Raw genomic sequence first — 14447 nt, 5'->3', positions numbered from 1 at the left:
ATGCGTTTTCTGCGTTTTTTAGGCAGAGAACTAGTCCTCCACGGCATTCTGTTTGCCGTGGTTGGAACAGTTGTTTTATCTGCTCTTTATCTTCTTTCGATTGGTGCGCCTGCAAATGCGTACCTTGATGCGGCAAAATCTTTCTGGCTTTTGATTTCAGGCTCAAAAGATTATTCAATGATGCATCCTGGATTCAGCTCAAGCCAGATTATTGCTTCGGGCGCGGCTGTAACTCTTCCGCTTGCTTTGATTTCTCTTATTCTGCTTATCATTATTGCGCTTATCTGTTCCGCCAATGCAGTTACCGGCCGCTATCTTGAAGTGAACCACGGCGAAAAAAAAGTTGAAATCGTTCATAGAATTGTCAGTGTTATCACATCTTTTTTTGCGGCAGTTCCTTTGTTTGTAGGATTCTGGTTTTTGTATGCTGCGATAGGAGATGGAATTTCTATTCCGCTCATTGCGCTTTTAACAGTGCTGCTCGGCGGACTTTCCTGGGATGCGACAAACTTTTTAAAGACTGATATGCTGAGCCAGGTTGATTCTACCCATGCGATTGTGTATTCAACTCTGGGACACAGCCTCGGTTTGTTTTTTCCGATGCCGGGAACATATTCAGGCTATCTTTTTTCTTCAAGCCTTCCGCGCTTTATTCCGTATCTTGCAGGAAAAGTTCCGGCGATTATCGGCTCTGTAACGATTGCGGAAGTGGCATTCAGTTTTCCGGGGCTTGGAAGCACTCTGCTTGATGCACTGCTTGCAACTAATACAGACTTGCTCGTAACTTCTGTATTCATCCTGCTTTGTGTAAATGCTGTAGTTTCGTTTATCGTAAAAACGATTTTGTTCTTGATTTATCCGAGGGTCTATGAAAAAGCAATTTGATTTTCTAAAACTGATACTGGTTATTTTTTTAGTTCTCCCTCTTTTGCTGTCGTGGCTGCCGGTTGATACTTTTGATAATATGGCTACACGCAATCTGTTCGGCGCAAAATATCTGGAATCTCTGTTTTTGTCATTCAGGGAACTTTCGATTACGCTTGTTTCAACTTTGATTTTTGCAATGATTATAAGTATTCTGCTTGGCTATCTGAGTGTTCTTTCTATCGGCGTAGGACGGTTCTTTTCGACAATCCTTAATTCAATAGAATCAATTCCGTCAATTCTTATCGCGCTGTTCTGCTATGCGCCTGTTTCGGGCGTTCTTGCGCGTAGTTCCGGAAATGTTTCTACATGGATGTCGCTTCTTGTTTTTGTTCTTGCGGCTACTGCAACTACTTTGCCGGAAGCAATAAGGAGTATTTCGATTCCGCTTTCTGACCTTTACAACAGAAAGTACAGCATTTCGTTCCGTTCTTACGGCTTTACAAAAAGGAGAATTCTTTTTGTATTGATGAAGACAGATTTGATGCTCAATACTTTGAAACGTGTTGCAGCAGGAATTCTTTTAAAGACACTTGTTCTTGATACTTCTTTCGGATTTGTAATTCAGGTTGGTTTTGGAACTTACGGAACTCCTGCGCATTTAAGTCCGGGAGCTTTGATTGCTGCAAACCGCGGCACTTTGCTTTTTGGAAGCGAAGCAAGTCCTCTGTGTTTCTGGATTCCTTCGATTTTCCTCGTGATGATCAGCGTTGCTTTCCTTTACATCTTGAATGACAACAAGGAGGCTGTATAATGGATCCGATTGTTCTTGAAAATTTTGAAATTCATCTGCACGACAGAGTGACTTTCAAAAAGAATACTTTTTCAATTCCTGCCGGAACTTCAACTGTAATCATGGGACCTACGGGAACCGGAAAATCTGTATTCTTAAAATCGATTGCAGGAATTCTGCCGACAAACGTTTTTACTTTTCAGGGAAGCTTGAAAGTAAACGGAATTGAAGGTTACGTTGACGGCAAAAAACTTGATTTTGCACAGTGGACAAAAATCGAACAGTCCGGCCTTATGTTCATTCCTGCTGAAACTGCGATGGTTATGAACCCGGCTTTGACTCTTGACCAGAATATCAATCTTCTGGCTCCGGGCTGCCGTTCAGAAATCGTAAGGCGTCTTAACGAATTTTTTACGCTTGATTTTGAAGCTTTTGCGCGCCTTTATCCTGATGAAGTTTCCGGCGGCGAAATGCAGCGCATTACTTTGATGACTTTGCTTTCGCGAAAGGGAAATCTGATTCTGGTTGACGAACCGACTGTGAACCTTGACCGCAATTTAAGAAAGAACTTTGTTGAGTTCCTCAATAAGGAAATTCTTTGCGACAAGGAAAAAACTTTCCTTATGGTAAGCCATGACCTTGACTTTATAAAGAGGCTCACGCTTACTCAGGTATTCATGCTTGAGGACGGCGATATCCGCAAGCTTGAAGTTCTGCCTGAAATGGAAGGCTACGACAAGCCTGAAGCAAAAAAAGGTGCTTCCGGTTCTGCTATCGAGCTGAAAAATGTTGCACAGCGTTATACAAAGCGCGGTGTTCTTGGCGAGCACAAATATACTGCTTTCAAGGGTCTGAACCTTACTTTTGAGCGTTCGACAGTTTACGGAATTACAGGTCCGTCTGGCTGCGGAAAGTCAAGCACGGTAAAGGCAATTCTCCGCCTTTTGGACGAAACTGACGGTCAGATTCTTATGGAAGGAGATGACCTTGTTGCGCTCAAGCCAAAGGAAAACGGAAAAGACCCCAAGCATTTCAAGCCGTACAGAAAGAGAATGGCTGTCGTTCAGCAGGACTCGCGCTTTTCGTTCTTCCCTGACTTGAAAATCCGTGATTCGTTCATGCAGATTTCAAAGGCAGGAATTGACGGCACTCTTGAAGAGATGGCAGAAAATCTTGAAAAGGTCGGACTTACAAAAGCCCATCTTGATTCACGTCCGCAGGAACTTTCTTCCGGCGAAATGAAGCGAATGGACATTGCCCGTGCCCTGACTGCAAAGCCTGACATTCTTTTGCTTGACGAGCCGTTTGCGCACATCGACTTTGATACGCGCCTTAACGTAATGAAAGTAATTTCTGACTATCTTGCGGTGCACGCAACGATTCTTGTTGTCGTAACTCACGAAGATTTTGACTTGCGCTACTTTATCGAAAAGAATTTTGACTTCCCTGAACTTGTAGGTCAGTACAAGGATGCGTAAAAATTCTGGCAGAAAAAGGTTTTAAAGCCTTTGTTAAAATTGCGCGGCGGAAAACTTTTAGCTTTCAGTCCTGCGCAATTCTTACCCTGAAATTGACTGGCTCAGTTTCAGGGCTTTTTTATAACTCAGTTCTTTCAATGTTTCATAAAATAATATCCGGATTCCTGCTAGAATAATTTTACATAATTTAAAAAACAGTGGTATAATAAAAGCATGCAAAAGATATCCGAAGATTCAATACGCCAGTTTATGATGATGCAGGAGTCAGGTCTCTTACATTCTTTTGAGCAGCTCAAAAAAGAAAACGAGCAGTTTCAGAGAACTATAAAGGATATGTCGGCGCTTGTTACCTGCACAAATATAGACTCAATGGTGAAATTCATTATTTCACGTTTTATAGATTACTTTGTTCCAGAATCTCTTGTTTTTATGATAAAAAAGCCCAGGTCAAGCGAAATTATCCAGTATTATTATGAGCAGCTGAAAAAATCCGAGGAATGTCTTGTTGAGGAGCTTTTTTATTCCCTGAAGGATTTTTTTGATGCCAACTCAAGCTATTATATGAGCGGCGAGGCTGTTCCTGTGGAAAAGCTTGCTGACAGCATGAGCGATGAAGTTTTTTCCACTAAATCTTTTTCTATTAATCCTAAATATATTATTCCTCTTATAGGAATCGGCGGAACATGCGGAATTGTAATTTTTGGAAATAAAATCATAGGCGGACATTATGACACTGCGGAATTGTTCTATTTGAAGAATATGTTTTCTGTTTTTGCAATTTCGCTCCAGAATGAAATGAATTACAAAACTTCCATTACAGACCCAAAAACCGGACTTTACACCTATGATTATTTTGTCAAGCGCATTCAGGAAAAGATTGCAAAAGCCCGCCGCTATAATTCAACTTCCGCAATTCTTATGCTTGATATAGACCATTTTAAAAAGTTCAATGACACTTATGGCCATCTTGTGGGTGACAAAGTTCTTGTGGAGCTTGCGAAAACGCTTGTGGATTCTCTGCGCGAGGAAGATTGTGTCGGAAGGTTCGGCGGCGAGGAATTTGTGGTTTTGCTTTCTGAATGTAAGCCGGATTCAATTTTTAAAGTTTCAGAAAGAATCAGAGCTTCGGTGGAGCAAATGGAGATTTTTGAAAATGGTCAGCGGCTGAAAGTTACAGTGAGCATCGGAGGCTCTAAAATTCTGCCGGATCCCGACGAAAGCCCGAAGTCTGTTATAAAGCGCATAGACGATGCCCTGTATCAGTCAAAGGCCAATGGAAGAAACCGCTCTACTATAGTCTGATTTCCGGCGGAAGCTTGAGCCAGTGATTTTTTCAGCTTACCTTATGTGTTTTGCTTTAAACTCATGCTGTTTTTCTGTATAATTATATTATGAGCATTTCTAGTATATTGTCTATTTTCCTTCAGTTCTTTGGCAGCCTTTGTTTTCTTCTTTTTGGAATGAAAATGATGAGCGATGGAATCCAGAAGTCTGCAGGTGACAAATTGCAGGCTGCTCTTCATTTTATGACTGGAAACCGTTTCACCGGATTTTTTACAGGCTGTTTTTTGACTATGATAATACAGTCATCCGGCGCGACAACTGTAATGGTTGTTTCCTTTGTGAATGCGGGTCTTATAGAACTGAGCAAATCTATTGCGGTTATTCTTGGAGCAAATGTCGGAACAACGATAACAGCGTGGATTGTAGCGATATTTGGATTCGGCTTTGAAATTTCAGCTTTTGCCATTCCGATTTTTGGAATCGGCTACCTTTTTACCATTGTAAAGAAAATACGGAATCCGGGGCTTGGTCATGCGATTATGGGCTTTGGAATTCTTTTTATTGCGCTCCAGTGGCTTTCAAGCGCGATTTCCCTGAATTCAGACATGATGGGATTTCTTCCAGCGTTGCAGGACAAGGGGGTTGCAAGTTATCTTATTGCCTTTGTGATTGGAATTCTTGTGACTGCTCTGATTCATTCGTCCTCTGCTATGACGGCTATTGTAATTACAATGGCATACAACCATATTCTTACCTGGGAATTTTCCGCGGCGATTATAATAGGAAGCAATGTCGGGTCAACTATAGATTCAATTATGGCTTCCTTTGGCGCGAACGCAAATGCTGTGCGGACGATGCTTGTTCATGTTCTGTTCAATTCATTTACGGCTGTGGCTGCGCTGATTTGCATCGGGCCGTTTACGCGGCTGGTCGATTTTATTGTTCCGGGAAATGTCTATGACAATATAACGATGCACATTGCAATGCTTCATTCCCTGTTTAATATAATAGGCGCTCTTTGTTTTATTCCGTTTATAAATCCTCTGTGCAGGCTTACGCATTTCATTGTAAAAGACGACAAAACTGCGCTTCCTTCGATATATAAATTTGAATTTCCAGAGCGTGCTGCCCATGAATCTCCGACTATTCCGGTGGTTTCGGCGCAGATGGAAGTGCGGCGCATGGCTGATATTTCCGTGCAGATGTTTGACCGTTTGCAGTATGGGCTTACGGATATTTCCGGGCGTTTTGTGGTGGATCACTACGAAAATCTTGTCAAGGAAGAAGATTATCTTGACCAGATGCAGGAACAGCTTACAAAGTACCTTTTGAAATGCGCTCAGCTTGATGTTGATGATAAGCTTCGGGAAAATATCAATGTTATGATTTCAATCACCGGCGAGCTGGAGTCTATGTCTGATGACTGTCTGAGCATCGGGGTTTACTTGAAGCGTATAACAGAAAAACATTATGTGTTCAAAAAAGAGGATTTTGACCGGCTGATTCCGTATCTTGAGCTTGCGCGCCAGCTGCTTCAGTTTATTTATAAGAATATAAACAAGGCGCTTTCAAGAGAGCAGCTTGAATTTGCAAATGAGCTTGAGTCGCAGATTGACGCAGAGAGAAAGGCCTTGAAGAAAGTTGCAAGGAAACGCCTTGAGGACGGCGCAAATGTAAAGGCCGAGCTTTTGTACATGGATTTGGTTCGCCAGATAGAAAAAATTGGAGACCGCTGCTTTAACATTGCGGAACAGCTGGCTCTTACAAAATAAAACCGTCGCTAAGCTGTTGCACCTGTTGTTCAGGCGGCTTTTTGAATTTGGCTGGCTTTTTAAACTTTTCTTTGCTTTTTGAAAAATATCATAGTATACTATTAAAGTAGTCTAAAAAGATTGCAGTGGCAGTTTGTCACGGAATTTAAATATATTATCAGGAGAAAAAATATGACAAAATCAATATCTGCACAGGGATTTACTTTGGATTCGGATCAGACTGCGCTTATCAACAAAAAACTGGAGCGTATAAGCTATGCTGAAAATCTCATCGTAGATTTAATTATGCATGTAAAAGAAGATAAAAAATTTTATTTTGATACAACTGTTAATTTCAGATGGGGTGGCAATGCCCATGTTACCGGCGATGATTTTGATTTTGCAGCTGCTCTTAATAAAATGATGGATGTTCTTGATACAAAAATCAAGAAAGAAAAAGACAAGGTTCAGGAGAAAAAATAATCCCCGGGGATTTTTAGTTTTTTCTGGTTTTGGAAAAATGCTGGTTAACCTTTAAGTGTTAATCAGCATTTTTTTTGCAATGAATTTTTCTTGCTCATCTGTTGTAGGAAGATTCTATGCAAAGCTTGTTTCTGTATTTTGCGACTGTTCTGCGCGCTATTTTTATTCCCGATTTTTCCAGCTCCTCTGACAGTTTCTGGTCGCTCATTTTTTTTCCTGATGATGAATTTAAAAGTTTTTTCAGTTCCGACATCGCTTTGTCTTTGCTTATATTTTTATTTTTTGAGCTTGCCGCATTTGTGAAAAAAAACTTTAGGTCAAAGAGGCCCCATTCGCACTGGATGAATTTGCTGTTTGCTATGCGGGAAATTGTCGTTTCGTGAACTGAAAGTTTGTCTGCAATATCCTTTTGCCGCAGCGGAACTAAATTTCCCGGTCCGCGCAGTAAAAAATCAGTTTGGATTTTTGCGATTTCTATACAGGCCCGTAAAAGTGTTCCCTGCCTGAATTCCAACATTCCAATAAATTCCTTTGCCTTCCTCAGTTCCTCTTCCATTGAGTTCTGGTTTTTGTTTTCCGCCAGCTGCATAAATTCGGGATTCAGGGAAATCTGCGGAATGTTTTCCTGCGCAAGCCGAATTTTCCAAAGCCCGCCCGATCCTGAAACTGTGTTTTCCTCCAGCTGATTTTGCTGTGCCATGCCGGAAATTTTTTCTATGTAAACGTCAGGGGCTATAAAATGAATTTCGCCGCTGCTGAAATTCCGTGCCGGCAGAGGATCCAGCGTTCTGATAAAACCAAGGGCTTCCTCTACGCTCCGCAATGTGGGATTCAGGGTGGAATATTCTTCGGCATTGGAATCCGCGAAAAGTTTTTTTTGCTTTGCAATGAAGGCTTTTATTTTTTGAAGGATTTTTTCAGGATACGGGGGATCAAGAAAATTAAACCTTCCGTTCAAAATAAAAAGCGCAAGCGGCGGGGCATTTTCCCTTTGTCGCGCCTGTACAAGCAGGCTTTCTTCAGTGTTTACAACGCAAATTCCTGATGGTTCAAGCTGGCGCACTGTTTCAATGCATTTTTCAAGAAGTCCGGGAGTTTGCAGTTTGTCTTTTTTATCAAGAAGCGAAATCGGAGCTAAAATATGAAAGCCTTTTGAGTCAAGGTTGAAAATCAGTTTTTCACACAGTGATTTTTCTGTTTCACTAAGGCGCATTGAATTCAGCTGGCCGAGCAGATGGTCTTGAAGTGATTCACGCTCGTCTGCCTTTGATTCAAGAGCGGCCTGAAAATTTTCGCTGGCTGCCATGCCGCTTGCTGTGGGAACTGCGGTTTTTGTTCTGTCCCATGAACTTCGGTTTTTTGTAATGACAAGCGCAGGATTTTCTTCTGCGGCCTTGTATATTTCTTCTGTCAAATTCTTGGAGTCCATGGCAAGAAATTTCAGAGCCTGAATTTGCTTTTGGCATATTCTTTGAATCTGAGATGCGCGCTGTCTTTGCTGTAATCCGAATCCTGTCATTGTTTTAAGATTCCTGCGGGTTTTAGTAATTGCACGGCTTGAAGCGGTGCATTTTTAGGAGCTGCCTTTAGACTGAAGTTTTCTGAGATTTTCATTATAGCTTCAATTTTTTTTTAATTCAACTTTGAATTCCGAATGCTAGCGCAAACGCAAGAATCACAGTATACTTTTTGCATGAAACAGTTTGATCAGTTTGGATTGCAAATTCCTGAAATTCTTTTGCCCAGGAATAAAAACTTGGAAACCTGGTGTGTTGTGGCCTGTGATCAGTATACGCAGGATTTTGACTATTGGAAAAAAGTCGCGGAAACTGTCGGGGATGCCCCTTCGTCACTTCACCTGGTGCTCCCTGAAATTTTTCTTTCTTCGCCTGATATGGAAAGCCGCCTGAAAGATATACGCATCTCCATGAACGCTTATCTTGAAAACGGAATTTTTGATTCGCCTGAAAAAGAATGTGTGTACGTTGAGCGTAAAACCCGGTATGGCAGAGTCAGGCGAGGTCTGATTGCGGCCATTGACTTGGAGCAGTATGACTGGAAGCCTTTTTCAAAAAGCCTGATACGCGCAACGGAAGCTACAATTTCAGAAAGAATTCCAGTGCGGAAAAATATCAGAAAAAATGCGCCTGTGGAAATTCCGCACATAATGCTTTTGGTGAACGACCCTGAGCATTTGCTTGTGGAGCAGGTTGGAGAAGAGGCTAAAAAAAATCAGCCTTTATATGACGGAGACTTGATGATGAATTCCGGGCATATTTCCGGCTGGGCAGTAAAGTCTGAAAACGCTCTTGAAAAAATGTTCCATGCGCTTGAAAAATTAAAGCTTAGGAATTCTGATTCTTCTGGAAATCCTTTTTTGTTTGCGGTTGGCGACGGAAATCATTCGCTTGCTGCTGCAAAGGCTGTTTGGGACGACTGCCGGAACAACGGTTCGCCTGACATGCGTGCACGCTATGCTCTTGTTGAAATTGTGAATATATATGATTCCGGCCTGACATTTGAGCCGATTCACCGTGTGATTTTTAACTGTGATGCCTTTAAGCTTATTTCGTTTTTAACTGAAAACTGCGGCGGCCAGGCTGTGGAGGAGCAGAATTCAGATTCGCTTGAAAACGCAGTAAAGAATTCCAAGGCGGACATTGGATTTGTTTTTTTGGAAAACGGAAAGCAGAGATATTTCAGAATGAAAACTGATCTCAGGGAACTTGCCGTGTGCCGGATTCAGCCGCTGCTTGATGAGTTTATAAGCGGATGTGAAAACTGCGGCATTGATTATATCCACGGCACGGACGAAGTTTTCAGGCTCGGTGCTCAGGAAAATGCGACTGCGCTTCTTTTTCCGCCTGTAGCAAAAGATTCTTTCTTTGAAACAATAGATAAATTCGGGGCTTTGCCGAGAAAAAGTTTCAGCATGGGGGAGGCAAGCGAAAAAAGGTTCTACCTTGAATGTAGAAAGCTTTTCGGAAATTCCTGAAAACCCGCCAGAGACTCGCAGCCGGGCACACGAATAAAGCTTGCAAATTATAGACTTTCATATCACCGTTAAGTATAATTGCTGCTATGATTGTAATGAAATTCGGCGGAAGTTCGGTTGCGAATGCTGACCGCATCAAGCATGTTGCTGGAATAATCCAGACATATAAAAAAGAGCGGCCCGTTGTTGTTTTAAGCGCAATGGGAGATACAACGGATCATCTTCTTGAGGCGGCCGATATGGCTGTGAAGGGAACTGTTGATATAGAAAAAATTGAGCGGCTTCATCTTGAAACAGAAAAGGAGCTTGGCATTTCAGTTCCGGAAATAACGGAGCTGCTTGGCGAGCTAAAAACTCTGCTTACCGGAATAAGTATGCTTCATGAGCTTACAAAGCGCACAAGGGATTATCTTGTTTCTTTTGGAGAGCGAATGTCCGTCCGCATGATGGCTTCGTATCTTTCTTTGCTTGGCACTGAAGCGAAGGCTTTTGATTCCTGGGATATTGGCTTTGTGAGTGATTCAAATTACATGGCCGCCGAGCTTCTGGATGAAGTGTGGGAAAATATTCCAAAACATCTTGACGGATATAAAAACGGATTGTCTGATGAAATTCCGATTGTTACGGGATTCATTGCAAAAGATAAAAACGGCATAATAACAACTCTTGGACGCGGAGGAAGCGACTTGAGCGCTACAATGATCGGTGCTGCGATGCGTGCTGAAGAAATTCAGACTTGGAAGGACGTTGACGGAATCATGACGACTGATCCGCGCATTGTAAAGGAAGCCCGCCCTGTTGAAGAAGTGACTTATGAGGAAGCCCAGGAGCTTGCAATTTTTGGAAGCCAGGTTCTTCATCCGCGCAGTATGATTCCATGCAGAAAAACAGGAACTCCTGTCCGCGTAAAAAACAGCTACAATATAAAAAGCCGCGGCACTCTTATTGTTGAGGAGCACAGCGGAACAAGACCTCTTGTAACTGCCATAACAAAAGTAAAAAATGTAACGCTTATAGATATTCAGTCAAGCCGGATGCTCGGCGCAGCTGGATTCCTTGCCCATATTTTCAATCAGTTTTTAAAGTGGAATATAAGCATTGATGTGATTGCAACTTCGGAGGTTTCTGTCAGTTTGACTGTTAACGGCAAAACTGATTTGACCGGGCTTATTGAAGATTTGAAGCGGGTGGCTGATGTGAATATAAAAACACAGAAAGCGATTGTTACAATAATTTGTGACGCTTCAAGGTCAAGCGTGATAATTTCCAAGGCATTTTCCGGACTTTCAAAGAATAATATAAATGTCCAGATGATAAGCCAGGGAGCAAGCAAGGTTAATATAAGCATGCTTGTTGATACGGAGCAGGCTGATAAAACTGTTGAAGTTATTCACTCTGTTCTTTTTTCGTAGTTTTCTGAAACGCTGATTAATCGCTGCGGCTTTTAATGAGCGTTTTCCTAAGTTTGTTTTGGAGGTTTGATATGAAAATAGCTTTGGTTGGATATGGAAAAATGGGGCACATGCTGGAGCAGTCCGCCGTTGCCTTTGGACATTCGGTTGTTGCTACGATTGATCCTTTTGCGCCTGATGCAGGAATAAAAATTCCATCGGGAGATTCCCGTGCGCTTGCAGATGCTGTTGTTTCCAGCGGTGCCGAGGGAATAATAGAATTCACCCATCCTTCTTCTGTGATGGAAAACATAAAGGTTCTTCTTCCTTTGAAAATTCCTATGGTCGTGGGAACTACAGGCTGGAATGAAAAAAAACAGGAGGTCGCTTCTCTTGCGCAAGAATGTGGCGGCACAATAATGACAACCGCGAATTTTTCTATTGGTGTTGCTATTCTCTATAAGATTGTTGAAGAAGCTTCCCGGCTTGTGAATAATTTTTCTGAATACGATGCCGCTATCTGGGAAATGCATCATAATCAAAAGGCAGACAGCCCTTCAGGAACTGCGCTTGAAATTGCAAACCATCTGCTTTCTGAATTTAAACGCAAGGATTCAATAGTTACCGATGAATTCAAGGAGCGGCCAAAGCCGAATCAGCTGCACGTTTCTTCTACCCGGTGCGGCTCTGTTCCTGGAACTCACAAAGTGTTTTTTGACTGCGAGGCTGATACGATTGAAATTTCCCATACAGCAAGAAGCCGGCATGGACTTGCGAATGGAGCTGTTCATGCTTTGGAGAATTTATGTGCAATGCTGAAAAGCGGAGAGCTGTCAGCCGGCGCATTGTACGGCATGAATGATGTTTTTCCGCAGCTGTTTAAAGCTTAGAAAAATACTGTTTTTTTTGTGTTTTTCTGGAATACTGAAAAACAGCAGATGTCGGTGCAAATACTGGATAGTCCGCAGCCGGATTGTTCAGTGTCTGCCAGTAGAAAATTCAGCGGCTGAATTTTTATAGATTTTCTAATTTTTTCTGTAAATCAGCCGATAAATTAACGGTATGATTATAGCTATATATTTGAAAAATATAAAAAGATTTTTGATTCTTCCGCTTGCCTTTTTGACTGTCTGTTTTTCCTTTGCAGAAATTCACACAGTTGAAAAGGGAGAAACGTATTATTCAATCAGCCGGAAATACGGAATTTCTGTGGAGCAGCTTTGCGTTGTAAATAATCTTACTGTAAACGATGTTTTAAAAGTCGGACAGAAGCTTTCAATTCCCGGAAAATCCGAGGAAACCAAAAAGGAAACCCAGACTTCTGTTTCTTCCAATTCTGAAAGAAAATTTGATACATATACAGTTCAGAAAGGCGACACTTTCTATAGAATTGCAAAGGTGAATGGAATTTCTGTTGACGAGCTGAAGTCCCTGAATAATTTTGATTCTGACACAGTTTTAAAGGCCGGACAGCGGCTGAAAATCCCTGTTACTATTGTAGATACTTCCGCCTCGCTGCCAAGTCTTCCTGAAAGTGATCCGCGGAAATATTCCGAAAAGAAAGGGGATTCAACTTTGGCATGGCCTGTAAAGAATCCTGAAGTTACATATATAAACGGAAAAGTGAGCGGTGTGCAGCTGAGCGCGCAGAAAAATGAAACCGTGACCGCGATTCGTGCAGGAACTGTTATGTATGTTGGAAATTACCGCGGCTATGGGCAGGTGATTTTTGTTCAGGCAAAAACAGGGCATATTTATGTTTACTCAGGGCTTGCTTCCATAAAAGTTAAAAAAGGCGATTATGTTGTTTTCGGCGATTCCCTGGGAACGGCTGGAACTGACAGTATAAAAGGCACCACGCAGATTTGCCTTATGGTGTTTCAAAAATCAAGTCCCATTGATCCTGCAAAGGCTCCTCGCGGATAGCCCTCGCAGGGTTGTGAAAATTTTGCGCCTGTAACTTTAAAATTTAGCAAGCACCGTTTTTCTTATTCTCTGCATAAAAAACAGCGAAAGTCCTATTGCGAAAATTTCAGCGACAAGAAAGCAGAACCAGACATTTTCGAGTTTTCCAGTATTTGAAAAAAGTTTTGCCACGGGAAGCAGGACAATCAGCTGGCGCACAAAGGACACCGTCATGCTCAGGAAGGATTTTCCAAGCGCCTGGAATGCTGCGCCGAGCGTAATTGAAATGGCGGCTCCGAAAAAGCTGGGCGCGATTATTCTCATTGCCGTGCATCCAATGGAAAGCATCTGCTCGCTTGCCTTGAACAGCATCAAAAGCTCACTTGGGAAAAATTCAAAAATCGCAATTCCAAACATCATAATAGAAATGGCAATAAAAATAGTTGCCTTCACTGTTTTCTTTATCCGCTCTGAATTTTCCGCTCCGTAGTTATAGGAAACAATAGGAACCATTCCAGTTGTAAGCCCGAACACCGGCATGAAAATAAAACTGTTCAGCTTGAAGTAAACTCCGTAGACCGCGATCGCAGTCGGCGTGAAATTTCCTAAAATCAAATTCATTCCATAGGTTGTAACTGAATTTATGGACTGCATGATAATTGAAGGAATTCCTATTTTGTAGATTTGAAAAATTATGAGCGGATTTGGTCTGAATTTTCTGAGTCTGAATTCAATGTCAGGATTTTTTTTGAGATTGAAATACAGCGATACCAGTGCTGAAACAATTTGCCCTATTACTGTTGCCCATGCTGCGCCCTCCATTTCCATCCGCGGAAAAGGCCCGATTCCAAAAATCATCAGCGGGTCAAGAATTATGTTTGTGATTGCTCCTGACAGCTGTGTAATCATTGTGTAAAAAGTTCTTCCGGTGGCCTGGAGAAGCCTGTCTGACATTGTTGCAATAAAGTGCGCAAAGGATGCCATTGTTATGATTTTCAGATAGGATTCCCCGTAGTAAATAATCCGGGGCGTTATTTTCTGGGTTTCAAGATAAGGTCTGATAAAAAAGACTCCCAGAATAAAGAACAGCACAAAGCTGCAAAGCGAAAGAAACAGTCCGTTCATGGCGATGCTGTTTACAGACTCTTTGTCTTTTTGCCCGAGCTTCATTGCAAGAAGCGCATTTGCTCCAATCGCAGTGCCTATTCCAACTGCAATCATCAGTGTCTGGACGGGGAATGCAAGTGAAATTGCGGTCAGCGCATCTTCGTTTATTTGGGCAACAAAAACACTGTCAACAACATTGTAGCATGCCATTACCAGCATTGAAAGCATTATAGGGAGCGACATATTTACAAGAAGCCTTGTTACAGGCATTGCTCCCATTTTATTTTCTTTTGTATTTATTGACATTCAGTAATGTTATAGTAAATTAATTTTTTTATCAATCGCCGCAGAAATTCAAATTCTCATTGTTGCTGCGGAAAATTGAATTGCGTGCTT

General features: G+C 41.9%; 12 protein-coding genes. 10 read left to right on the top strand and 2 right to left on the bottom strand.

The window, feature by feature from the left end; genetic code table 11:
- The 6 genes from ACI4L0_RS03560 (at position 1) to ACI4L0_RS03535 (ending at position 6653) form a co-directional block, all read left to right on the top strand.
- Positions 1-885, top strand: a complete 885-nt coding sequence (locus ACI4L0_RS03560) for an ABC transporter permease subunit (protein WP_439798794.1) — start codon at positions 1-3, stop codon at positions 883-885.
- Entirely contained in the window at positions 869-1678 is an 810-nt protein-coding gene (locus tag ACI4L0_RS03555) for a hypothetical protein (RefSeq protein ID WP_439798793.1), read from the top strand. The genes ACI4L0_RS03560 and ACI4L0_RS03555 overlap by 17 nt, the downstream gene beginning before the upstream one ends.
- Positions 1678-3135 carry an ATP-binding cassette domain-containing protein gene (locus ACI4L0_RS03550; protein ID WP_439798792.1) on the top strand — a complete coding sequence of 486 codons (1458 nt, stop codon included), beginning with the start codon at positions 1678-1680 and terminating at the stop codon, positions 3133-3135. The genes ACI4L0_RS03555 and ACI4L0_RS03550 overlap by 1 nt, the downstream gene beginning before the upstream one ends.
- Positions 3136-3348: 213 nt before the next feature.
- Positions 3349-4437 (top strand): GGDEF domain-containing protein, encoded by a 1089-nt coding sequence (locus tag ACI4L0_RS03545; protein ID WP_439798791.1) that lies wholly within the window; start codon positions 3349-3351, stop codon positions 4435-4437.
- 89 nt (positions 4438-4526) lie between these two features.
- On the top strand, positions 4527-6191 hold the full coding sequence (locus tag ACI4L0_RS03540) for a Na/Pi cotransporter family protein (RefSeq protein WP_439798790.1): 1665 nt from the start codon (positions 4527-4529) through the stop codon (positions 6189-6191).
- 171 nt (positions 6192-6362) lie between these two features.
- Positions 6363-6653, top strand: coding sequence for an HPF/RaiA family ribosome-associated protein (locus ACI4L0_RS03535; protein ID WP_013702196.1), 291 nt, complete (start codon positions 6363-6365; stop codon positions 6651-6653).
- 94 nt (positions 6654-6747) lie between these two features.
- On the opposite strand, the gene rpoN is transcribed toward ACI4L0_RS03535, so the two are convergent.
- The gene (rpoN, locus tag ACI4L0_RS03530; RefSeq protein ID WP_439798789.1) at positions 6748-8172 is read right to left on the bottom strand and encodes an RNA polymerase factor sigma-54; all 1425 of its coding nucleotides are present in this window, start codon (positions 8170-8172) and stop codon (positions 6748-6750) included.
- Between the two features lie 174 nt (positions 8173-8346).
- Between rpoN and ACI4L0_RS03525 the strand changes: the two genes are divergently transcribed.
- From ACI4L0_RS03525 to ACI4L0_RS03510, 4 genes are all read left to right on the top strand, one after another.
- Complete coding sequence (locus tag ACI4L0_RS03525; protein ID WP_439798788.1) at positions 8347-9648, top strand: DUF1015 domain-containing protein; 1302 nt, start codon at positions 8347-8349, stop codon at positions 9646-9648.
- Between the two features lie 86 nt (positions 9649-9734).
- Positions 9735-11060: an aspartate kinase gene (locus ACI4L0_RS03520; RefSeq protein WP_439798787.1), complete on the top strand. Its 1326-nt coding sequence runs from the start codon at positions 9735-9737 to the stop codon at positions 11058-11060.
- Between the two features lie 71 nt (positions 11061-11131).
- Complete coding sequence (gene dapB / locus ACI4L0_RS03515; protein ID WP_439798786.1) at positions 11132-11929, top strand: 4-hydroxy-tetrahydrodipicolinate reductase; 798 nt, start codon at positions 11132-11134, stop codon at positions 11927-11929.
- Positions 11930-12101: 172 nt separating this feature from the next.
- Positions 12102-12965 (top strand): LysM peptidoglycan-binding domain-containing protein, encoded by an 864-nt coding sequence (locus tag ACI4L0_RS03510; protein ID WP_439798785.1) that lies wholly within the window; start codon positions 12102-12104, stop codon positions 12963-12965.
- A 36-nt stretch (positions 12966-13001) separates the two neighbouring features.
- Here the strand turns inward: ACI4L0_RS03510 and ACI4L0_RS03505 are convergent, their stop codons facing one another.
- Positions 13002-14357 (bottom strand): MATE family efflux transporter, encoded by a 1356-nt coding sequence (locus tag ACI4L0_RS03505; protein ID WP_439798784.1) that lies wholly within the window; start codon positions 14355-14357, stop codon positions 13002-13004.
- Between the last annotated feature and the right edge of the window lie 90 nt (positions 14358-14447).

This window comes from Treponema sp., from assembly GCF_051883275.1.
Lineage (GTDB): Bacteria > Spirochaetota > Spirochaetia > Treponematales > Treponemataceae > Treponema_D.
This window is presented reverse-complemented; position numbering and strand designations above follow the sequence as displayed.

Bases quoted from the DNA above. Each gene is read 5' to 3' on its own strand.
- ACI4L0_RS03550 (WP_439798792.1), top strand. From the start codon at position 1,678: ATGGATCCGATTGTTCTTGAAAATTTTGAAATTCATCTGCACGACAGA.
- ACI4L0_RS03505 (WP_439798784.1), bottom strand. From the start codon at position 14,357: ATGTCAATAAATACAAAAGAAAATAAAATGGGAGCAATGCCTGTAACA.
- ACI4L0_RS03535 (WP_013702196.1), top strand. From the start codon at position 6,363: ATGACAAAATCAATATCTGCACAGGGATTTACTTTGGATTCGGATCAG.
- ACI4L0_RS03540 (WP_439798790.1), top strand. From the start codon at position 4,527: ATGAGCATTTCTAGTATATTGTCTATTTTCCTTCAGTTCTTTGGCAGC.
- dapB (WP_439798786.1), top strand. From the start codon at position 11,132: ATGAAAATAGCTTTGGTTGGATATGGAAAAATGGGGCACATGCTGGAG.
- ACI4L0_RS03560 (WP_439798794.1), top strand. From the start codon at position 1: ATGCGTTTTCTGCGTTTTTTAGGCAGAGAACTAGTCCTCCACGGCATT.
- ACI4L0_RS03545 (WP_439798791.1), top strand. From the start codon at position 3,349: ATGCAAAAGATATCCGAAGATTCAATACGCCAGTTTATGATGATGCAG.
- ACI4L0_RS03510 (WP_439798785.1), top strand. From the start codon at position 12,102: ATGATTATAGCTATATATTTGAAAAATATAAAAAGATTTTTGATTCTT.
- ACI4L0_RS03520 (WP_439798787.1), top strand. From the start codon at position 9,735: ATGATTGTAATGAAATTCGGCGGAAGTTCGGTTGCGAATGCTGACCGC.
- ACI4L0_RS03525 (WP_439798788.1), top strand. From the start codon at position 8,347: ATGAAACAGTTTGATCAGTTTGGATTGCAAATTCCTGAAATTCTTTTG.
- ACI4L0_RS03555 (WP_439798793.1), top strand. From the start codon at position 869: ATGAAAAAGCAATTTGATTTTCTAAAACTGATACTGGTTATTTTTTTA.
- rpoN (WP_439798789.1), bottom strand. From the start codon at position 8,172: ATGACAGGATTCGGATTACAGCAAAGACAGCGCGCATCTCAGATTCAA.